Annotated in this window: 19 protein-coding genes and 1 pseudogene; 10 read left to right on the forward strand and 10 right to left on the reverse strand. The window is 72.5% G+C overall.

The genetic code is table 11. The features are described from left to right. Positions 1–56 precede the first annotated feature (56 nt). The 5 genes from AB0937_RS06420 (at position 57) to AB0937_RS06440 (ending at position 5,721) form a co-directional block, all read left to right on the forward strand. Positions 57–734: a FadR/GntR family transcriptional regulator gene (locus tag AB0937_RS06420; RefSeq protein ID WP_366709871.1), complete on the forward strand. Its 678-nt coding sequence runs from the start codon at positions 57–59 to the stop codon at positions 732–734. Continuing rightward, positions 731–2,173: an amino acid permease gene (locus tag AB0937_RS06425; RefSeq protein WP_366709873.1), complete on the forward strand. Its 1,443-nt coding sequence runs from the start codon at positions 731–733 to the stop codon at positions 2,171–2,173. Before AB0937_RS06420 ends, AB0937_RS06425 begins: the two co-directional genes overlap by 4 nt. Positions 2,174–2,205: 32 nt before the next feature. Beyond that, positions 2,206–3,222, forward strand: coding sequence for an asparaginase (locus AB0937_RS06430; RefSeq protein ID WP_366710225.1), 1,017 nt, complete (start codon positions 2,206–2,208; stop codon positions 3,220–3,222). Positions 3,223–3,344: 122 nt separating this feature from the next. Further along, positions 3,345–4,754 carry an aspartate ammonia-lyase gene (gene aspA / locus AB0937_RS06435; protein WP_366709875.1) on the forward strand — a complete coding sequence of 470 codons (1,410 nt, stop codon included), beginning with the start codon at positions 3,345–3,347 and terminating at the stop codon, positions 4,752–4,754. Between the two features lie 34 nt (positions 4,755–4,788). Beyond that, positions 4,789–5,721, forward strand: coding sequence for a glutaminase (locus AB0937_RS06440; protein ID WP_366709876.1), 933 nt, complete (start codon positions 4,789–4,791; stop codon positions 5,719–5,721). A 34-nt stretch (positions 5,722–5,755) separates the two neighbouring features. Here AB0937_RS06440 and AB0937_RS06445 read toward each other — a convergent pair whose 3' ends face one another. Then, positions 5,756–6,517: an alpha/beta hydrolase gene (locus AB0937_RS06445; protein ID WP_366709877.1), complete on the reverse strand. Its 762-nt coding sequence runs from the start codon at positions 6,515–6,517 to the stop codon at positions 5,756–5,758. A 163-nt stretch (positions 6,518–6,680) separates the two neighbouring features. Between AB0937_RS06445 and mptB the strand changes: the two genes are divergently transcribed. Then, positions 6,681–8,072, forward strand: a complete 1,392-nt coding sequence (gene mptB, locus AB0937_RS06450; RefSeq protein WP_366709879.1) for a polyprenol phosphomannose-dependent alpha 1,6 mannosyltransferase MptB — start codon at positions 6,681–6,683, stop codon at positions 8,070–8,072. Beyond that, positions 8,069–9,454: a glycosyltransferase 87 family protein gene (locus tag AB0937_RS06455; protein WP_366709881.1), complete on the forward strand. Its 1,386-nt coding sequence runs from the start codon at positions 8,069–8,071 to the stop codon at positions 9,452–9,454. Before mptB ends, AB0937_RS06455 begins: the two co-directional genes overlap by 4 nt. A gap of 11 nt (positions 9,455–9,465) precedes the next feature. On the opposite strand, the pseudogene AB0937_RS06460 reads toward AB0937_RS06455, so the two are convergent. After that, positions 9,466–10,350: pseudogene (locus tag AB0937_RS06460) on the reverse strand (serine hydrolase); the annotation flags it as partial. 74 nt (positions 10,351–10,424) lie between these two features. Between AB0937_RS06460 and AB0937_RS06465 the strand changes: the two are divergent. Beyond that, on the forward strand, positions 10,425–10,553 hold the full coding sequence (locus AB0937_RS06465) for a hypothetical protein (RefSeq protein WP_366709883.1): 129 nt from the start codon (positions 10,425–10,427) through the stop codon (positions 10,551–10,553). A gap of 134 nt (positions 10,554–10,687) precedes the next feature. On the opposite strand, the gene rho is transcribed toward AB0937_RS06465, so the two are convergent. From rho to AB0937_RS06480, 3 genes are all read right to left on the reverse strand, one after another. After that, positions 10,688–11,830 carry a transcription termination factor Rho gene (gene rho / locus AB0937_RS06470; protein WP_366709885.1) on the reverse strand — a complete coding sequence of 381 codons (1,143 nt, stop codon included), beginning with the start codon at positions 11,828–11,830 and terminating at the stop codon, positions 10,688–10,690. Positions 11,831–12,073: 243 nt separating this feature from the next. Further along, positions 12,074–12,901 carry a class I SAM-dependent methyltransferase gene (locus AB0937_RS06475; protein WP_366709887.1) on the reverse strand — a complete coding sequence of 276 codons (828 nt, stop codon included), beginning with the start codon at positions 12,899–12,901 and terminating at the stop codon, positions 12,074–12,076. A gap of 68 nt (positions 12,902–12,969) precedes the next feature. Then, positions 12,970–13,368 (reverse strand): nuclear transport factor 2 family protein, encoded by a 399-nt coding sequence (locus AB0937_RS06480; protein ID WP_366709888.1) that lies wholly within the window; start codon positions 13,366–13,368, stop codon positions 12,970–12,972. 68 nt (positions 13,369–13,436) lie between these two features. Here AB0937_RS06480 and AB0937_RS06485 point away from each other — a divergent pair, with 68 nt between their 5' ends. Beyond that, positions 13,437–14,000, forward strand: coding sequence for a PadR family transcriptional regulator (locus tag AB0937_RS06485; RefSeq protein ID WP_366709890.1), 564 nt, complete (start codon positions 13,437–13,439; stop codon positions 13,998–14,000). 4 nt (positions 14,001–14,004) lie between these two features. After that, the gene (locus AB0937_RS06490; protein ID WP_366709891.1) at positions 14,005–14,748 is read left to right on the forward strand and encodes a class I SAM-dependent methyltransferase; all 744 of its coding nucleotides are present in this window, start codon (positions 14,005–14,007) and stop codon (positions 14,746–14,748) included. A gap of 3 nt (positions 14,749–14,751) precedes the next feature. Here the strand turns inward: AB0937_RS06490 and AB0937_RS06495 are convergent, their stop codons facing one another. The 5 genes from AB0937_RS06495 to AB0937_RS06515 form a co-directional block, all read right to left on the reverse strand. Then, positions 14,752–15,573, reverse strand: coding sequence for an alpha/beta hydrolase (locus tag AB0937_RS06495; RefSeq protein WP_366709892.1), 822 nt, complete (start codon positions 15,571–15,573; stop codon positions 14,752–14,754). Positions 15,574–15,735: 162 nt separating this feature from the next. Beyond that, positions 15,736–16,902: a serine hydrolase domain-containing protein gene (locus AB0937_RS06500; RefSeq protein ID WP_366709894.1), complete on the reverse strand. Its 1,167-nt coding sequence runs from the start codon at positions 16,900–16,902 to the stop codon at positions 15,736–15,738. A 112-nt stretch (positions 16,903–17,014) separates the two neighbouring features. Then, positions 17,015–17,983, reverse strand: a complete 969-nt coding sequence (locus tag AB0937_RS06505) for an acetylxylan esterase (RefSeq protein ID WP_366709896.1) — start codon at positions 17,981–17,983, stop codon at positions 17,015–17,017. A 110-nt stretch (positions 17,984–18,093) separates the two neighbouring features. Then, complete coding sequence (locus AB0937_RS06510; protein ID WP_366709897.1) at positions 18,094–18,675, reverse strand: hypothetical protein; 582 nt, start codon at positions 18,673–18,675, stop codon at positions 18,094–18,096. Positions 18,676–18,890: 215 nt separating this feature from the next. Further along, positions 18,891–19,646 (reverse strand): ferredoxin reductase, encoded by a 756-nt coding sequence (locus AB0937_RS06515; RefSeq protein WP_366710227.1) that lies wholly within the window; start codon positions 19,644–19,646, stop codon positions 18,891–18,893. Positions 19,647–19,649: the final 3 nt, after the last annotated feature.

A 19,649-nucleotide genomic window follows, 5' to 3' on the forward strand; every position in this document is an offset into this window, starting at 1 on the left:
CCGTGAACCTGTCAGACAGCCGGACAGCCGGACAGCCTGTGCGTCGCGTCAGTGCCATGGAAGCGGTGCTGGCGTACCTGCGCGGTGCCATCGAGCGGGGCGAGTACGCCATCGGCGACAAGCTCCCCTCCGAGGCGGAGCTCTGCCGCACCCTGGAGGTCTCCCGGCCCGTGCTGCGCGAGGCGCTGCGGGCCCTGCAGACCATGGGCCTGACCGTGTCCCGGACCGGCAAGGGCACCTTCGTCGTGGCCAGCACCGTCGAGGACCCCACGTTCGGCGACTACGCGGCCAGCGACCTGCTGGAGGTGCGCCGTCACGTCGAGATCCCGGTCGCCGGGTACGCGGCCCGGCGCCGCACCCCGGAGAACCTCGACCACCTGGCCCACCTGCTGGACCGGATGGAGCGGGAGACGGACACCACCGCGTGGGTCGCCATGGACACGCTGTTCCATCTCGCCGTGGCCGAGGCCGCCCAGAACCCGGTGTTCCGCCGGGTCATCGAGGAGATCCGGGACGCCCTGGCCCGCCAGTCCGCCTTCCTCAACGAGCTGGGCGGCCGCCGCGAGCAGTCCAACCGTGAGCACCGGGCGATCGTCGAGGCGCTGACCGACGGTTCCGAGAACGACGCGGTGGAGGCCATGGCCCACCACCTCGACCGCGTCGAGACGACCCTCACCGACATCGTGCGTTCCTCGCGCACGGACACCCCCATGGAAGGCGGAACCGAGGCGTGAGCGAGCAGTCCCTGCACGACGATGTGCAGAAACGTTCCATCCATGTCGATGCCGGAGACGCGGGCTACAGCAAGTCCCTGAAGTCCCGGCACGTCAACATGATCGCCATCGGCGGAGCCATCGGCACCGGCCTGTTCCTCGGCGCCGGCGGCCGTCTCGCCGACGCCGGCCCGTCCCTCTTCATCGCCTACGCGGTCTGCGGCCTCTTCGCCTTTCTCGTCGTGCGCGCCCTCGGCGAACTCGTGCTGTACCGGCCCTCCTCGGGCGCCTTCGTCTCCTACGCCCGCGAGTTCATGGGGGAGAAAGGCGCCTACACCGCCGGCTGGATGTACTTCCTCAACTGGGCGACCACCGGCATCGCCGACATCACCGCCGTCGCCACCTACACCCACTTCTGGGGCATGTTCTCCGACATACCGCAGTGGGTCATCGCGCTGATCGCGCTGGCCGTGGTGCTCACCGTGAACCTGATCTCGGTGAAGATCTTCGGCGAGCTGGAGTTCTGGTTCGCGATCGTCAAGGTCGGCGCCCTCGTCGTCTTCATGTGCATCGGTATCTTCCTGCTGGTCACCCAGCACCCCGTCGACGGCCACACCCCCGGCCCGTCCCTCATCGGTGACAACGGCGGCGTCTTCCCGCAGGGCCTGCTGCCCATGCTGCTGATCATCCAGGGCGTCGTCTTCGCCTACGCCTCCGTCGAACTGGTCGGCGTGGCCGCGGGCGAGACCGAGAACCCCGAGATGATCATGCCGAAGGCGATCAATTCGATCATGTGGCGCGTCGGCGTCTTCTACGTCGGCTCGGTCGTGCTGCTGTCGATGCTGCTGCCGTGGAACAAGTACACGGCGGGGGAGAGCCCCTTCGTGACGGTGCTGTCCAACATCGGCGTCCCGGCGGCGGGCGGCGTGATGAACCTCGTCGTCCTCACCGCCGCCATGTCCTCCCTCAACTCCGGCCTCTACTCCACCGGCCGCATCCTGCGCTCCATGGCCATGGCCGGATCCGCGCCGAAGTTCACCTCCGTGATGAGCCGCAGCCAGGTTCCCTACGGCGGCATCCTGCTCACCAGCGGCGTCTGCGTCCTGGGCGTGGGCCTCAACTTCGTCGTACCCGCCGAGGCGTTCGAGATCGTGCTGAACTTCGCCGCGATCGGCATCCTCGCCACCTGGGGCATGATCATGATCTGTCACCTCCTCTTCTGGCAGAAGACCCAGAAGGGCGAGCTGACCCGCCCGGGCTACCGGCTCCCGGGCTCTCCCTGGACCGAGATCGTGACGCTGGCCTTCCTCGCCTCCGTCCTGGTCCTCATGTACGCCGACGGCGGCGCGGGACGCACCACCGTGCTGTGCCTGCCGCTGATCGTCGGTGCCCTGGTCGCCGGATGGTTCGGCATCCGCGGCCGTATCGCACACAAGTCCCCCAGCGGAGCCGACGCGTGAGGAACGCGCCGCTCCCCGAGAAGCAGGCAGTGATGTACAGCAGTTCTCTCGCGGACGCACCCCTTGTCCGTGAACCCCTCCACGCCCCCGTCGCCCACCTCGTCCGCGGCGGAATCACCGAAGGCATCCACTACGGCTCCGTCGTCGTCCTCGACGCCGACGGAGAGGTCCGGCTCCAGATCGGGGACATCGAGGCCGCCTTCTACCCGCGCTCCGCGATCAAGCCCGTCCAGGCCGTGGCCATGGTCCGGGCCGGGCTGCCCCTCGACGGCGAGCTGCTGTCGCTGACCGCCGCCAGCCACTCCGGCGAGGAACGCCACCTCGCCGGAGCCCGGCGCATCCTCGAACTCGCCGGGCTCACCGAGGACCACCTGCGCAACGTCCCGGACCTGCCGTTCGACCCGGTCGTCCGGGACGCCTGGGTGCGCGAGGGCCGGCTGCCCTCACGGCTCGCCCAGAACTGTTCCGGCAAGCACGCGGCCATGCTCTACACCTGCACCCTCAACGGCTGGCCCCTGGAGGACTACCTCGACCCCGGCCACCCGCTCCAGCAGGCCATCGCCGAGATCGTGGAGGACCTCACCGGGCAGCGCATCGCCCAGGTCACTGTCGACGGCTGCGGCGCGCCCCTGTTCTCCCTCACCCTGCACGGACTGGCGCGGGCCACCGCCCGGATCGTCACCGCCGCGCCGGGCACGCCCGAGGCCCGGGTCGCCGACGCGATGCGCGAACACGCCGAGATGGCTTCCGGGTCCGGGCGGGACGTCGCCGCGCTGATGCGGGCCGTGCCGGGGCTGCTCACCAAGGACGGCTTCGAGGGCGTGCAGGTCGCTGCGCTGGCCGATGGGCGGGCCGTGGCGGTGAAGATCGCGGATGGTGCGAACCGGGCCCGTGTGCCGGTGACCGCTGCGGCGTTGGCCCGGGCGGGCGTCGACCCGGGACTGCTCACCGAGTTCCAGGGCGAGCCGCTGCTGGGCGGTGGCCGGGAGGTCGGGCGAGTGCGGCCCGTTCGCTCGCTGGAGCCGGTCGCCGGTTCGGCCCGCGCCTGACGCCGTGCCCGATCCCGCCACCGGCGGCCGCGGGCCGCACGGGGCTGGTCGCGCAGTTCCCCGCGCCCCTGAGGGGCGCGCCACCACCCTCACTCTCCCTCAGAAAGAGGACCCTCACCGTCATGACCGCCGCCACCCGCTCCGAGCACGATCTGCTCGGTGACCGTGACGTTCCCGCCGAGGCGTACTGGGGTGTGCACACCCTGCGGGCCACGGAGAACTTCCCCATCACGGGCATGACCATCTCCGCCTACCCGCACCTGATCGACGCCCTCGCCGCCGTCAAGGAGGCCGCCGCCCTCGCCAACGAGGAACTCGGCCTGCTGGAGCCGAGGAAGGCCGCCGCCATCGTGGAGGCCTGCCGGGAGATCCGTGACGGCAAGCTGCACGACCAGTTCGTCGTGGACGTCGTGCAGGGCGGCGCCGGCACCTCCACCAACATGAACGCCAACGAGGTCGTGGCGAACCGGGCGCTGGAACTGCTCGGCCACGCCAAGGGCGAATACCGGTACCTGCACCCCAACGAGGACGTCAACCTCGGCCAGTCCACCAACGACGTCTACCCGACCGCCGTCAAGATCGCGACGGTGTTCGCGGTGCGCGGGCTGCTCGACGCGATGTCCGTCCTCCAGGACACGTTCGCCCGCAAGGCCGTCGAGTTCCGCGACGTGCTCAAGATGGGCCGCACCCAGTTGCAGGACGCGGTGCCCATGACGCTGGGCCAGGAGTTCTCCGCGTACGCCGTGATGCTGGACGAGGACCGGTCCCGGCTCGCCGAGGCCGTCCAGCTGATCCATGAGATCAACCTCGGCGCCACCGCGATCGGCACCGGCCTCAACGCACCCGCCGGATACGCCGAGGCCGCCCGCCGCCACCTCGCGGCCATCACCGGACTGCCCCTGGTGACCGCGGCCAACCTGGTCGAGGCGACCCAGGACTGCGGCGCCTTCGTGCAGATGTCCGGCGTGCTCAAGCGCATCGCGGTCAAGCTGTCCAAGAGCTGCAACGACCTGCGGCTGCTGTCCTCCGGGCCGCGCGCCGGCCTGGGCGAGATCAACCTGCCGCCGGTGCAGGCCGGCTCGTCCATCATGCCCGGCAAGGTGAACCCGGTCATACCCGAGGTCGTCAACCAGGTCGCCTTCGAGGTCATCGGCAACGACGTCACCATCACCATGGCCGCCGAGGCCGGACAGCTCCAGCTCAACGCCTTCGAGCCGATCATCCTGCACTCCCTGTCGGAGTCCATCACGCATCTGCAGAGCGCCTGCCTGACCCTGGCCGAGCGCTGCGTCTCCGGCATCACCGCCAACACCGAGGCACTGCGCGCGAGCGTCGAGAACTCCATCGGCCTGGTCACCGCCCTCAACCCGCACATCGGCTACACGGCCGCCACCGACATCGCCAAGGAGGCCCTAGCCACCGGCCGGGGCGTGGCCGAACTGGTCCTGGAGAAGGGCCTGCTCCCCGCCGAGACCCTCGCCGGCCTGCTGCGCCCCGAGGTCCTGGCAGGCAGCGGCCAGGCCCCGGCCTGACCCACGAGAGCGCACCGGGACCGGCGGAGGGACAATGGCGATCATGACGTCGACGACGACCTTCCAGCCGGTCCTGGAGCGCATCGCCGAGGAGATCGAGCGGACCCCCGGCCGCGGCAGGCCCGCCGACTACATCCCTGCGCTCGCCGCCCGCGACCCGCGCAGCTTCGGCATGGCCGTCGCCGAGCCGGACGGCACGGTGTACGGGGTGGGGGACTGGCGGGAGCCGTTCTCCGCCCAGTCCCTCACCAAGGTCTTCACCCTCGCCCTCGACCTGGCCCGCGAGGGTGACGTCCTGTGGGAGCACGTGGGCCGCGAGCCCTCCGGCAACCCCTTCAACTCCCTCGTCCAGCTGGAGTACGAGAACGGCATCCCGCGCAACCCGTTCATCAATGCGGGCGCCCTCGTCGTCACCGACCGGCTGCACACCCGTACCGGGGACGCGTCGGGTGAACTGCTGGCGTTCCTGCGGGCCGAGAGCGGCAACCCAGACCTGGGCTTCGACCAGGAGGTCGCCGCGTCCGAGACCGCCCACGGCGACCGCAACGCCGCGCTCGGCCACTTCATGGCGTCCTACGGCAATATCGACAACCCCGTGCCGACGTTGCTGGAGCAGTACTTCCGGCAGTGCTCGATCGCCGCGTCCTGCGCCGATCTTGCCCTCGCCACGGGCTTCCTGGCCCGGCACGGCGTCCGCGCCGACGGCACCCGTCTGCTCTCCCGCAGCCAGGCCAAGCAGATCAACGCGATCATGCTGACCTGCGGCACGTACGACGCGGCGGGCGACTTCGCCTACCGCGTGGGCCTGCCCGGCAAGAGCGGCGTCGGCGGCGGGATCATCGCGGTCGTACCCGGCCACTGCACCCTGTGCGTGTGGAGCCCGGGCCTGGACGAGCGGGGCAACTCGGTGGCGGGCGTGGCGGCCCTCGACCGGTTCACCACCCTGACCGGCCTGTCGGTGTTCTGACCGCCGGTCTCATCCCGTCCGGGGCCCGGGACGCTCAGCCGAGGAACTCCTCCAGCATCGGCAGCAGCAGTTCCGTGCGCCGCATGAGCGCCATGTGGGTGGTGGCCGGGAGCACCGCCAGCCGGGCGTCGGGGATCAGGTCACGCATCTCGGCGGCGTGCTCGACGCGCAGGAAGTCCGTGTCGCCGAGCACCAGGAGCGTGGGCGCGGCCAGGCCGCGCAGGTCGTCCGCGGTCCAGGGCAGCGGGGCGTGCGCCGCCGTCCCGCACTTGGCCATGAAGTCCGCGAAGTGCCCGGGGTCCGGCGCGACGGCCGCGTAGGCGTCGGCCATCTCCTGGAAATCCGCCGGGCTCGGCAACCGCGGCGAGGCGTACTCCGGATCCCGGACCTCCTCGTAGTAGCCGTCCTGCCGGTAGTGGGTGGCGGCGAGGACCAGCCGTCCCACGCGCTCGGGGTGGCGCACCGCCACTTCCAGGGCGGTCAGGCCGCCCAGGCTGAACCCCAGGAAGTCCGCCCGGTCGATGCCCAGCCCGTCCAGCAGCCCGACCACGTCCGAGGCGAGGCCGGGCACGCTCATCTCCCGCTCGATGTCGGCCGTGTGCCCGTGGCCCTGCAGCTCGGGAGCCACGACCCGGCGCGCGGCCGCGAGCGCCGGCAGGACGGCCCCGAAGGACAGGCCGATCGTGAGCACACCGCCGTGCAGCAGCACCAGGGGCCGGTGCCCGCTGTCGGCGCCGTGCAGCTCGTAGTACATCTCCAGGCCGTTGACCTTCACGTACGCCGAGGTGCTGGTCATGGGGTCACGTCCGTTCGTCGGTCCGCTGATGCCGGTAGGACTCCAGCCCTGGCGGGAACTCATCGGCCGGTCCGCACCGGCCGGTCACGAGCAGGCCGCCCCGCGGAGAGGGGAGCGTCCCCTATCGGCCATCCGCCGTTGACACGCTGCCCACGTGTTGGCCATGGCTTTCCCCGTCGTTCTCCGCCGCTGCCAGGTGATCGGCCTGGCCGGAAGCGCCTGCCTCGCCCTGGGCGGTGAGACGGCCGGCGCCCTGCCCGTGGCGGACCTTCTCCACCCGGCCTCCGCCCGCGCCGTCCTCGGCGTGGTCGGCGTGTACTTCGGCGTCGTCCTGCTGACAGCGGCCTGGCTGCAGCTGGGCCGGCTGGTGCGCGGGCCGGGACCACCGGAGCCCCGCTCCCTGCTGCTCGTCCTCGCCACCTGGGCGGCCCCGCTGCTCCTCGCCCCGCCGCTGTTCAGCCGGGACGTCTACAGCTACCTCGCCCAGGGGGCGATGGTCGAGGCGCACCTGGACGTCTACGCGCACGGTCCGGCCCGGCTCGGCGGTCCCCTCGCCGACGAGGTGGCCCCGCTCTGGCGGCACACCGGCGCCCCGTACGGCCCGGTGTTCCTCGCCGTCGCGGGGGCGCTGTCGGCTCTGACCCGCGGTGAACTGCCCGCCGGGCTGTTCGGGATGCGGCTCGTCGCTCTCGCCGGCGTGGCCCTGATGGCGGCCGCGCTGCCCCGGCTCGCCCGGCACTGCGGCGCCGATCCGTCTGCCGCGCTGTGGCTGGGCGCCCTCAACCCGCTCGTCCTGCTGCACCTGGTCGCGGGCGCCCACAACGACGCCGTCATGCTGGGCCTGCTCGGCGTCGGCCTGGTGGCCGCGCTCGGCCGGTGGCCGGTCCTCGGCGCCGTCCTCGTCACCCTCGCCGCCCTGGTCAAGGCGCCCGCGGCACTGGGTCTCGCCGCCGTCGCCGCCCTCCAGGTGCGGGCGGGACACGGCGCGGCGAAGGCCCTCGTCACGACGGCCGTAGCGGCGGCGGGGACCACCGCCGCGGCGACGGCCGTGGCCGGGACCGGATACGGCTGGGTCGGCGCCCTGAACACCCCCGTCTCCCCGCAGAACTGGGCCCTGACCACTCTCCTCGGCCGCGTCACCCGGGCCCTGCTGGAGCACCTCGGCAGCGATCTCGCGCCCCTGGCGCTCCCCGCCTGGCACGCGCTGGGCGTCGTGGCCGCCGTGATCGCGATCGCGCTGATCTGGCTCCGGCTGCGCCTCAGGCCGGTGTACGCGCTCGGCCTGTCCCTGGCAGCGGTCGCCGCGCTCGGGCCGGCGATCCGCCCCTGGTACGCCCTGTGGGGCGTGTTCCTCATCGCCGCCGCCACACCCAGTACGTCCGTACGCCACCGTACGGCGGCCGTCACCGGCGTGCTCGCACTGAGCGTGCTGCCCGGCGGCGGCGCGGACACCGGGCAACTCGTGCCGGCCGTCTTGGGCGGCGCACTCGCGCTCGTCGTGCTGGTGCAGGCCCACCGGGCCGAACTCGCCCCGGCGCCGGGAGGCGGGGCATGACCCCGGCCCTGCCCCGCACCGACCGGGGCCGGCTGCTGCTGGTGCTCGCCCTCGCCACGCTGGTGACGGTCTTCACCGCGACCGTGCCGCTGCTGCGCGACTGGTTCGACCTGCGCGTCTACCACGGCAGCATCGACTCCTGGGTCCACCACGGCGGCCGCCTCTACGACTACCGGGTGCCCGGCACCACGTACGGCTTCACCTACCCGCCGTTTGCCGCGGTCGCCATGCTGCCGATGGCCCTGCTGGGGCTGCACACCGCGATCGCCGTGGCCCTGCTGCTCAACCTGACAGCCCTGGCCGTGATCCTGCGGCTGCTCGCCGGACCGGACCGGCGGCGCCACGGCTGGTTCGGCTGGGCCCTGACTGTCTGTCTGCTCGCCCTGTTCGAACCGCTCCGCGACACCTTCAGCTTCGGCCAGGTCAACCTGCTGCTGCTGGCGCTCGTCCTCACCGACGCGACGCTGCTCGCCACCGGGCGCGGACGCCTGGCGGGCGTCGGCATCGGTCTCGCGGCGGCGATCAAACTCACGCCCGCGCTGTTCATCGGTCTGCTGCTGGTGGCCGGACGCCGGCGCGCGGCTGTCGTCGCCACGGCCGTGGCCCTCGGTGCCATGGCCCTCGCCGCCTGGGTGGACCCGGACGCGTCGCGCTTCTACTGGACGGAGGCGCTGTGGGACACCGACCGGGTGGGACGCCTCGGTTACGTCTCGAACCAGTCGGTGCAGGGCATCCTGGCCCGGCTCGGCGAACCGGACCGCGCGGTGTGGGCCCTGGCGGTGCTGCTGATCCTCGGCGTGTGGGCGGTGCGGGCCCGCCGGGCGGTCGCGGCGGGGGACTGGACGGCGGCGTTCGCCCTGACCGGTCTCGCCGCCTGTCTCGTCAGCCCGATCACGTGGGTGCACCATCTCGTGTGGCTGCTGCCGTCCTTCGCCGTGCTGGTCCGCGCGGGACGCCTCCGGGTGGCGGGCGCCCTGTACGCCGTGCTGTGCACGAGCGTGGTGTGGCTGTGGTTCGACGACGCGTCCGGCGTCGACGGGTTCCTGGGCGGCAACACCTACGCCTGGATCACCCTGGGCCTGCTGCTGTGGCTGCCGGTGGGTCAGCTCCGCCGGGGTCTGCGGACCGGAAGCCGCAGCACCAGCACCACGACGGCCGCGCCCGTACCGGCGGCACCCGCGATCATCCCCGCCTCCGTCCAGACGGACCCGTGCTTCTCCGGCACGGCCGCCGCGACCGCGGGCGGCGTCGTCACGACCGGCCGCGCTGACGTGCCCGGCGCGCCGAGCGAGCCCACCGCCTCGACCCTCCCGGCCGACCTGAAGCCCCAGTCGAGCAGCGAACGGGCCTCCTCGTACACGGCGGACCCGCCGCCCTCCTGAGGGTTCATCACCGTCACGACCAGGGTGCGCCCGTCCCGGCGGGCCGCCGCGACGAGCGTGCTGCCCGCCTTGGAGGTGTAGCCGTTCTTGATGCCGATCAGCCCCCGGTACGGCTTCACCCCCTTGGCGCCGCTCAGCAGCCGGTTGGTGTTGAGGATCGGGTACGACCCTTTGCCGCCGTCGGGGAACGTGGCCTCGACGGTGGCGCAGTACCGGGCGAAGTCGCGGTTGTGCAGCCCCACCCGGCCGAACACGGCCAGGTCGTACGCCGACGACACCTGACCCGGTGCGTCGTAGCCGTCGGGTGACACCACGTGGGTGTCACGGGCGCCGAGAGACCGGGCCTTGGCCTGCATCCGCTGGGCGGTGACCCGCCAGCCGCCGTTGAGCTCGGCCAGGACGTGCACGGCGTCGTTGCCCGAGTTGAGGAAGACGCCGCGCCACAGGTCGGCGATCCGGTACGTGTGGCCCTCGACGACCCCGACCAGGCTGCTGCCGGCGCCGATGCCCCGCAGCTCCCGCTCGCGGACCGTGTGCCGGACGCCCGCAGGCAGCCCGGGCAGCACGGTGAGGGCGAACAGCGTCTTCAGGGTGCTGGCCGGGGGCAGCTTGCGGTGCGCGTTGTGGGCGGCCAGCACCTCTCCGGTGCGGGCGTCGGCCACCAGCCAGGACAGCGCGGAGACCTTCGGGAGGCGTGCGACTCCGGTACGCGGGCGGACCTGGGTGCCGGGTCGGTACAGCAGCGAGGGGTGCGGGCCCGAGGCCCTCGGCCCGCCCGGTGGAGTGGGCTCCGCCCCGCCGGGGTCGGCCGCCGCTCCGGGCGTCAGCGCCAGAAGCCCTGCCACGCAGAGCGCACCGGCCGACACGGCCACCCGGGAAGAGAATCCGTTGATCATACGGTCAACGTAGAAACGGAGATGCTCCACGCGGCGACGACGGGCCCGCACTCCCCGCGCTAGCACCCGGATGGATGATCTCCCGTGCTCGACTCCCGGCCGTCCGCCGCGCCCTCGGCGGTCACCCCTCCGCGGAGACCGGCGAGCCCTGGGCCGTCGCCGTCGCCGTCGCCGTCGGCGAGGGGAGGTGGATCGCGTCCTGAGCGGGGCCTGAGGCGCCTGGCGTGGTCGGGCAACAGCACCGCGCAATACCGGTGCCGCCCGATTGATGGTCGAAACCGTGGAGGGACGCGTGTCCTCGACTGCTCGGTGACTCCCCGGGCAGGACGCGGTGGCGTCAGCCCGAGGGCAGTGTCGGCTGGATGCGCCGCAGGAACGTCGCGTTGTCCGGTGACTCGCGCATCCGTTCCAGCAGGGTCTCCAGGCCGCCCTGCCCGTCCCGGCCCTGCAGAACGCGCCTCAGGCCGTGGATGGCCGTCAACTCGGCCGGGTGTAGCAGGAGTTCCTCACGACGGGTGCCGGAGAGGGTGATGTCGACGGCCGGGAACACACGGCGGGACGCCGGGTCCCGGCTCAGCCGGAGTTCCATGTTGCCGGTGGACTTCAACTCCTCGAAGTAGAAGTCGTCGGCCCGCGAACCGGTCTCCACCAGGGCGGTCGCGAGGACCGTGAGCGACCCGCCCTCCTCGGCCGACCGGGCGGCGCCGAAGAACCGCTTGGGGCCGGTCAGCGCGGACGCGTCGACGCCCCCGGTGAGGATGCGGCCACCGGAGGCGGCGGCGTTGTTGTGCGCCCGGCACAGCCGCGTCAGCGAGTCGAGCAGGACGACGACGTCCTCGCCGGCCTCGACGAGCCGCTTGGCGCGCTCGATCACCAGGTCGGCGAGCGCGATGTGCTGCTTGGCGCTGCGGTCGAAGGTCGAGGCGTACACCTCGCCCCGCACGCAGCGCCGCATGTCGGTGACCTCCTCGGGCCGCTCGTCGAGCAGCAGCAGCATCAGCCGGCACTCGGGGTGGTTGCCGGTGACGGCGGCGGCGAGCTGCTGGAGGAGGACGGTCTTGCCGGTCTTGGGCGGGGCCACGAGGAGCCCGCGCTGGCCCTTGCCGACGGGTGCGATCAGGTCGACGACGCGTCCGGCGAGGCCGGCCGCCGGGTGTTCGAGCCGCAGCCGCTCGTGCGGGTGCAGCGGCGTCAGGTCCCGGAAGTGGCGCCGTCCGTGCGGAGTGCCGGGCGCACGGCCGCCGACGCGTGCGACATCGGTCAGGGCGCGCCGGTCGCCGGTCACGCCCTCGACGAGGTCGCCCTTGCGCAGGCCGTACCGGCGGATCAACGCGGGGGAGACGACGGCGTCGGCGGGAGAGGGCAGGCAGTTCTCGCCGCGCAGGTGCCCCTTGCCGTTCGTGTCGATGTCGAGGACACCGGACACGGTCCGTTCGGGGGACTGCTGCTGGGCGGATGGGGTGTCAAGTGTGGTGGTCATGGTGGTGTGTGTCCTTTCACGGACGGCAGGCATGGGACATGCGAGGAAGGGGGGAGAGCCGCGAGGGGAGGGCCGGTGGCACGCCTCCGGGCGGCGGGGGAACAGCACCTCGGATACGACGAACACGTCGTGGTGCTGGAGAGAAAGAGAGAGCGAAGCAACAGCACCGGCGCCCAGCAACAGGGGCGTGCACAAGTGCTGTTCGCATTATACCAGCGAAAGCGGTGGAGGCACGTAGCTACCTCAACGCGTGGCCAGCAGCCCGTACAGCAGCGGAATGCGCGGCTCGGGCAGCCGCCACCAGCCGGACTCCGTGCGGACCATCCGGGGCCACCGCGGCCAGGGAAGCTCGTCGCCCTCCCGCAGTCGCCGCACGGAGAGTCCCGCACCCGTCAACGCGTTCACGACCTCGCCCATTCCGTGCGGCCACTCGTAACTGTCCGTCGCGCCCTCGAGGGCCGGGCCGTCCGTGTAGGTGTGGGTCCCGTCGCGGTGCACCGGGCCGGCACCGCCCAGGTAGTCGTGGCGCAACAGCAGCTCGGGCCCCTCGCCCGGGCCGGGCTTCGGCCCGAGCGCGTTGAGCAGGGGGTGGAACTCGACGACGTACAACAGGCCGCCGGGACGCAGGAGCCGGGCGATGATCTCCGCCCACCGGCTGAGGTCGGGGAGGTAGCACAGGGCACCCTTGCCGGTGTAGACGACGTCGAACCGCCGCCCGTCCAGCGCCTCGACCGCGTCGTACACGTTCGCCCGGACGTACGTCACGTCCGCTCCGGCCTTCGCCGCGATGTCCCGGGCGGCCGACACCGACGCCTCGGAGAAGTCGAGGCCGACGGCCCGGGCGCCGCACCGCGCGAAGGCGATCGTCTCCGTGCCGAGGTGACACTGGAGGTGCAGCACGTCACGACCGGCGAGCTCGCCGAGGTCCTCCCACTCGAACGGGGCGAACCAGCGCCCGGGGTCGAGGTCCTGGCCGAGACCGTAGAAGCGGCTGCTGAGATGGACGGGCGTGCGGGCGTCCCAGTTCGCCTGGTTGGCCCGCATCAGCCGCTCGTGCTCGACGGACGTCATGGGGACATCCAACCGCGAACCGGCCGCCCGTGCCGGGAGAACGCGGGAACGGAAGCGGGACGTGGCGCTCAGACCGAACGGGAGCGCGCCTCCTCGGCGATCCGCTCGAACTGCTCACCCATGGCCGCCGCGAGAGCCTGGGCCGCCGACAACGGGCGGACCATGACGGTGAATTCGTCGATGAGTCCGTCCTCGTCGACATGGATGAAGTCGCAGCCGTTGATCTCCCGGTCGCCCACGCGTGCGGTGAAGACCAGGGCGGAGTCACGGCCGCCCGCGTCGTTGATCTCGCGCACGTAGCGGAAGTCCTGGAAGACCCCGGAGACGGCGCGCAGGATCGCCGCCGTGATCGCCTTGCCGCCGTACGGCTTGAACACGACCGGACTGGTGAAGACGACGTCCGGCGCCAGCAGCGCCTCGGCGGCGTCGAGGTCGAGCTTCTCGATCGCCTCACGGAATGCACGCATCGAACCGCCTTGGTCAATTTGTTGAATAGGTGCAGAGTAGAATAATCATCCGTTGGTACGGTGTCCACATGTCTCTCAAGTACGCCGTGCTGGCGGCCCTCCTGGAGGGCGAGGCCTCGGGGTACGAGCTGTCCAAGGTGTTCGACGTGTCGCTGGCCAACTTCTGGGCCTCGACTCCCCAGCAGCTCTACCGCGAACTGGAGCGCCTCGCGCAGGACGGACTCATCGAGGCGAGGGTGGTGCGCCAGGAACGGCGGCCCGACAAACGGATGTTCACGCTGACCGAAGCCGGCCGCCGGGACCTGGACGCGTTCGCCGCCACGCCGCCCCGGCGGCCCACCGCCATCCGCGACGAACTCCTCATCAAGATCCAGGCCATGGACGGCGTGGACCCGGACGCCACGCGTGTGCTGGTCGAGGAGCGCGAGGCGTGGGCCCGCGGCAAACTCGCCCGCTACCGGCGGGTGCGGGAACGCCTCCTGGCAGGCCGCACCGAGACCGAGTACCTCCGGGAGGCCGACCGCGTCGGCCCCTACCTCACGCTGATGGGCGGCATCTCCTTCGAGGAGGAGAACGTCCGCTGGTGCGAGCGCGTACTCACCATCTTGCGGCAGCGGGCTCCCCTAGGCTGAGCCGATGTTCAGCCCCGAAGGCCCCAGCGTGCGCGAACTCGCCGTCCAGGCGCTGTCGTCCGTCGAGCACGGCTACGACCTCCTCGCGCCGAAATTCGACCACACGCCGTTCCGGACACCCGACGTGATCCTCGACGCCGTCGGCTCGGTACTGCGAAGGACCGGGCCCTTCGACGCCGGACTCGATCTGTGCTGCGGTACCGGGGCTGGCGTCGGTGTGCTGGCGCGGGTGTGCCGGGAGAGGGTCACCGGCGTCGACTTCAGCGCGGGCATGCTCGACGTCGCGCGCGGGCGGGTCGGGCCGCCGGGCCCGCCGGTCTCGTGGGTCCGGGCCGACGCCCGCGCGCTGCCCTTCGGGCCCGCCTTCGACCTGGTGGTCAGTTTCGGGGCCTTCGGGCATTTCCTGCCCCGCGAGCTGCCCGGGCTGTTCGCCCAGGTCCGTTCCGTCCTGCGGCCGGGCGGCTGCTTCGCCTTCCCGCTGGTCGCCCCGCCCCGCCCGGGCTCGCCCGGCTACTGGGCGCTGCTCGGCTTCGACACCGTGATGCGGGTGCGCAACGCGCTCTGGCGGCCTCCGTTCGTCATGTACTACCGCGCGTTCCGCCTGGCGGACGTGCGACGCGAACTCACGGAGGCCGGCTTCCGGGTGGAGCTGTGCGCCCTGCCGGAATTCGGCCTGCGGCCGGATGGCAGCCCGCGGGTGCGTCTGGTCATGGCGCGGCTGCCGGACGCGGCCCGGGCGCAGGCGTGAGGGTCAGCCGCGCAGGAACTTCAGCAGGTCGTCGTTGAACGCCTTCTCGAAGTCGCCGACCAGGCCGTGCGGGGCGCCCGGGTACACCTTGAGCGTCGCGTCCTCGACGAGCTCGGAGGTCCGGTGGGCCGAGGCGGCGATGGGCACGATCTGGTCGTCGTCCCCGTGCGCGACGAGCGTCGGTACGTCGATGCGCCGCAGGTCCTGCGTGAAGTCGGTCTCGGAGAACTGCTCGACGCAGTCGTAGGCACCCTTCAGGCCGACCTGCATGCTCCACCGCCAGAAGGCCCGCCGCATGCCCTCCGAGACGGCCGCGCCGGGCCGGTTGAAGCCGTAGAAGCTCTCGCTCAGCTCCCAGTAGAACTGCGAGCGGTCCGCCGCCACGCCCGCGCGGATCCCGTCGAAGACCTCCTTCGGCGTGCCCTGCGGATTGGCCTCCGTCCGCAGCATGAGCGGCGGCACCGCCCCCAGCAGCACGGCCTTGGCGACCCGCGCGGTCCCGTGCCGCCCGATGTAGCGGACCACCTCGCCGCCGCCGGTGGAATGCCCCACCAGGACCGCGTCGTGGAGGTCCAGTGCCTCGATCAGCTCGGCCAGGTCGTCGGCGTACCGGTCCATGTGGTTGCCCCGCCAGGGCTGGCCCGAGCGGCCGTGCCCGCGGCGGTCGTGGGCGATCGCCCGGAAGCCGTGCTCGGCGACCAGCCGGGCCTGACCGTCCCACGCGTCCGCGTTGAGGGGCCAGCCGTGACTGAACACCACGGGCTGCCCCTCGCCCCAGTCCTTGTAGTAGAGCTCGGTGCCGTCGGAGGTCGTGAACATGGTCATGGGGATCCTCTCGGGACTCGCCGGGGAAGCCGTGCCGTCTCTCGATGATCTCCGTCATCTCCGCCGGCCCGCGTCGGCAGTCCGCCGAACGGGTGAGCGACGACTGCCGGCCGCGGGCGGCGCCTCCCGGCCCGGCAGGGGACGACCGGAACCGTCCCGCGTTCACAACGCGCTGTACAGGGCGTCGATCAGGGCCGTCTTGCGTGGGTCGTCGGCGATGCGGGGCCCCATCCGGTTCATCACATAGCCCAGGGACACCCCTGCTTCGGGGTCCGTGAGCCCACAGGAGCCGCCGAAGCCGTCGTGTCCGAAAGCGCGCGGGTTGGGTCCGTACGAGCCGGCGGGGCCGCTGAGCCAGAGCCCGAGACCGGCCTCCGTCTCGTGCTCGAAACCCGCGCCGAGCACCAGGTCCCGGCAGCGGCCCTGCCCCTCGCGCACCCGCTCGGCCGCCTCGGGCGACAGCAGGCGGTGGCCCCCGTGGGTGCCGGGACCCGCGAAGACGCCGTACAGCCCGGCGACGGCACGCGCGGTACCGTGCCCGTTCGCCGCCGGGATCTCCGCGGCCCGCCACTGCGGGGTGTTCGCCGTGGCGGCGGACACCGCCGGGTTGGTCAGCGCGGCGACGGCCGCCGGCGCCAACTGGGCGAAGACCGTGGCCTGTTCACTGCCACCCATGGCCGGCGCCTGAACCAGCTCGGCCGCCCGGCCGGAGTCCTCTTCCGGCAGCCCGATGCGGAAGTCCAGGCCGAGCGGGCCGGTCACCTCTCGCTCCAGGAAGGCCCCCGGCCCGAGTCCCGACACCCGGCGTACGACCTCGCCGACCAGATGACCGTAGGTCAGCGCGTGGTAGCCGGACCGGGTGCCCGGTTCCCACCAGGGCTCGGTCGCCGCGAGCCGCTGCGTGGTCAGCTCCCAGTCGCAGAGCTGCTCCAGTGAGTGCGACTCCCGCAGCCCCGCCAGACCGGCGCGGTGGGACAGCAGATGCCGGACGAGGACCTTCTCCTTGCCCGCCGCCGCGAACTCGGGCCAGTACCGGGCCACCGGCGCGTCCAGGTCCAGCAGCCCCCGGTCGGCGAGGATGTGCGCGCACAGCGCCACCGGCCCCTTGGAGGTGGACCACACGTTGACCAGGGTGTTTCGCTCCCACGGGCGGGAGCGCGCCGCGTCCGCCCAGCCGCCCCACAGGTCCACCACCGTCCGGCCGCCGACGGTGACGGCCACCGCGGCGCCCAGTTCACCGCGCTCCCGGAAGTTCTCCTCGAACGCCTCGCGCACCGCCGTGAAGCGCGCGTCGCAGTGACCGCGCACCTGTGTCCCGAACTCGGACATGAGCCCCCTCCGCCGACCGTCCCGGGCCCGGCACCACGCGTCGCGGCCCGGGCGCGATGAACGTACCGACTGGTCGGACCGTGCGGAAGTGCGGCGGAGGGAAACGGCCGGATCAGATGTACGAGCGCATCCAGCGCAGTTTGACCGCCTGCTGGAAGGGCCCGCCGCCCTCGTGGTCGTTGAAGTCGTAGACCTCGATCGCCTTGTCGTCATGGGCCCAGGCGTTGAAGGCCGCGAAGACGGTCGACGGCGGGCAGGTCTGGTCCTCCAGGGCGGCCGAGAACAGCGCGGGGGCCCGGCCGCGGGCGGCGAAGTGGACGCCGTCGAAGTACGACACCGTGCGCAGGGCATCCTCGGTACGGCCGCGGTGGGTCTTGAGATAGAGGCCGATCTCCCGGTACGGGTGCCGGTCCGTGAGCGTCGCCGCGCGCGGGAAGTCGCACAGGAACGGCACGTCGGGCGCGATGCCCGCCAGGTCCGGGACCAGACCGCCGACCGCGATCGTGATGCCGCCGCCCTGGCTCGAACCGACCGCCATCGTGCGCGCCGGGTCGGTCAGGGGGTGGGAGCGGGCCGCCTCCACGGCACGCACCGCGTCCGTGTAGACCCGGCGGTAGTAGTAGTTCTCCGGGGCGTCGATGCCGCGGGTCATGAAACCGGGGTACGCGGGCGCGCCGCCCACCGGGTCCGCCGTGCCGCCGCCCCCGCCCCAGGCGCTGCCCTGCCCACGGGTGTCCATCACGAAGTGCGCCCGGCCCGAGGACGCCCACAGCAGGTGCTCGTGGGGGAGTCCGCGCCCGCCGCCGTAGCCGATGAACTCCACGACCAGCGGCAGCGGGCCGTCCGCGCCGGCCGGGAGCGTCAGCCAGCCCTTGACCGGGTGACCGCCGAAGCCCGCGAACGTCACGTCGAACACCTGCACCGTGGTCAGGCCCGTGTCGACCGGTTCGAAGCGGGCGCCCAGGTCGTGCAGACGCGCCTCCTGGAGGGTCATGGACCAGAAGGCGTCGAAGTCCTCCGGCTCGTCGGCCGCGCTGCGGTATTCACGGAGCTCGTCGAGCGGAAGGTCGAACAGGGCCATGCGGGACCGCCTTGGGTGGGAAGCAGCTACGGGGCCGTGCGGATGATCACCCTACGGGTGGGGTCGGAGGGCGGGCCAGGCATGTGCCGGATGCCCGGGGCCCCGGACCGTCACGCGTTGCGACGCGTCCACTCCGGCTCCGTACGGGACCACGCCCGGTCCCACTCGGCCATCCGCCGGCGCAACGCCACCCGGCGCACCAGGGAATGGCCGAAGAGCACCACGAACACCGTCCCGCCCGCGGCGCAGGTTCCGACGGTGAGGGTGTGCTGCCACACCGCCGCCCCGTCCACCGGCGGTGTGACACTGCGCCCCCGATCGTCGAACCAGACGTCCACGGTCTCGCCCTGCCGGGTGTCCGCGGGGACCCGGGCCGTGGCGGTGCGCGTGGCTCCGCCCGGCTCCGTCCAGCGCACGGTTGCCCGGTAGGCGTGCTGTCCGCCCGCCTGCACCGACGGCAGCGAGTCGTTCCTCTCGACCACCTCGGCCCGGACCCGGTGCCGCTCGGCCCGTTGCTCCACCGCCAGCGACCGCGCCTCGCCGTGTGCCCACCGGGCGGCGGCCGTCCCGGCCACGGGCGCGCCCACGAGGAGGAGGACGGCGACCACCAGCACCGTCCACGCTTCGACGACGTCCGACCGGCGCCGCAGCGGACTGCGCTGCCAGCGCCAGTTTCGCTCAGGGGTCCGCAAATGCCCACCTCCTCGCCGTCATCGCGGCCGGAGGGCCGGACCGGCCGTGCGGTGCGCCGCCGTTCCCTCCACGTCACGTCATGCGTGCGAGTGCCCTCACCGACCGGATACCCCGTCCGGCACGCGTCGATCGCCCCACGGCCATCTGCGCGGCAGGGGCGGCCGGCCGAAACCCACGGCTGGGTGCCCGGCGCGAGCGCGGCGAAACACCCGGGTCAGCCGAACCGTTCGATGCGGATCCGATCCACCGGCTGACCGGCCGTCACCAGCAACCGCGAGGCGTGCTCGGCGAAGGAGTTGGAGCCGCACACATAGGCCTCCCACCCACCGGAAGGCTGCTCGGCCAGGAGGGGCGCCACATGTGCGGCCGCCATACGTCCCACTGCCGCGCCCTCCGGCGCGCTCCGGGTGAAGACCGTGGTGGTCTCCGCCCCCAACTCCCGGGCGTAGACGAGCTCCTCGGGACTGCGCGCGGACACCACCATCCGCAGCGGCACGGTCAGGTGCCGTGCCCGGTGGTGCCGGATCATCGACATCAGCGGCACGACACCGGAGCCGGCGCCGATGAGCAGGGCGGGCCGGTCGCCCGGCCAGGCGAAGAAGCCGCTCACCGGGCCCCGCACCTCGACCCGGTCGCCGGGCCGGGCGACCGTGTGGAACCAGCCCGAGACCTCTCCGCCCTCGACATGGTCCAGGGTGAGCTCGACGTGCCCGGAATCGTCCGGCGCGGACGCGAGCGAGTAGTGCCGCTGGGCGGTGTAGCCGTCCTCGGCGGTCAGCCGCACCATCAGATGCTGGCCCGGCAGATGCCCCGGCCATCCGGGCACGGCGAGCCGGAAGGTGGCCACGCGCGGGGTCTCGCGGCGGATCTCGGCGAGGGTGGCGGTCTGCCACGCGGTCGCGGCCTGCTCGTGCACGGCGATGCGCCCGGGCACGGCGAACCGCGTGGGCGGCACGAAGCTCTCCGTCACGGC

The sequence above is a fragment of the Streptomyces sp. NPDC047880 genome, from assembly GCF_040706515.1.
GTDB lineage: Bacteria > Actinomycetota > Actinomycetes > Streptomycetales > Streptomycetaceae > Streptomyces.

Coding starts and splice junctions, on each gene's coding strand:
- AB0937_RS06440 (WP_366709876.1), top strand. CDS start 4,789: ATGGCGATCATGACGTCGACGACGACCTTCCAGCCGGTCCTGGAGCGC.
- AB0937_RS06490 (WP_366709891.1), top strand. CDS start 14,005: ATGTTCAGCCCCGAAGGCCCCAGCGTGCGCGAACTCGCCGTCCAGGCG.
- rho (WP_366709885.1), bottom strand. CDS start 11,830: ATGACCACCACACTTGACACCCCATCCGCCCAGCAGCAGTCCCCCGAA.
- aspA (WP_366709875.1), top strand. CDS start 3,345: ATGACCGCCGCCACCCGCTCCGAGCACGATCTGCTCGGTGACCGTGAC.
- AB0937_RS06505 (WP_366709896.1), bottom strand. CDS start 17,983: ATGGCCCTGTTCGACCTTCCGCTCGACGAGCTCCGTGAATACCGCAGC.
- mptB (WP_366709879.1), top strand. CDS start 6,681: ATGGCTTTCCCCGTCGTTCTCCGCCGCTGCCAGGTGATCGGCCTGGCC.
- AB0937_RS06420 (WP_366709871.1), top strand. CDS start 57: ATGGAAGCGGTGCTGGCGTACCTGCGCGGTGCCATCGAGCGGGGCGAG.
- AB0937_RS06485 (WP_366709890.1), top strand. CDS start 13,437: ATGTCTCTCAAGTACGCCGTGCTGGCGGCCCTCCTGGAGGGCGAGGCC.
- AB0937_RS06475 (WP_366709887.1), bottom strand. CDS start 12,901: ATGACGTCCGTCGAGCACGAGCGGCTGATGCGGGCCAACCAGGCGAAC.
- AB0937_RS06480 (WP_366709888.1), bottom strand. CDS start 13,368: ATGCGTGCATTCCGTGAGGCGATCGAGAAGCTCGACCTCGACGCCGCC.
- AB0937_RS06455 (WP_366709881.1), top strand. CDS start 8,069: ATGACCCCGGCCCTGCCCCGCACCGACCGGGGCCGGCTGCTGCTGGTG.
- AB0937_RS06465 (WP_366709883.1), top strand. CDS start 10,425: ATGATCTCCCGTGCTCGACTCCCGGCCGTCCGCCGCGCCCTCGGCGGT.
- AB0937_RS06495 (WP_366709892.1), bottom strand. CDS start 15,573: ATGACCATGTTCACGACCTCCGACGGCACCGAGCTCTACTACAAGGAC.
- AB0937_RS06500 (WP_366709894.1), bottom strand. CDS start 16,902: ATGTCCGAGTTCGGGACACAGGTGCGCGGTCACTGCGACGCGCGCTTC.
- AB0937_RS06445 (WP_366709877.1), bottom strand. CDS start 6,517: ATGACCAGCACCTCGGCGTACGTGAAGGTCAACGGCCTGGAGATGTAC.
- AB0937_RS06430 (WP_366710225.1), top strand. CDS start 2,206: ATGTACAGCAGTTCTCTCGCGGACGCACCCCTTGTCCGTGAACCCCTC.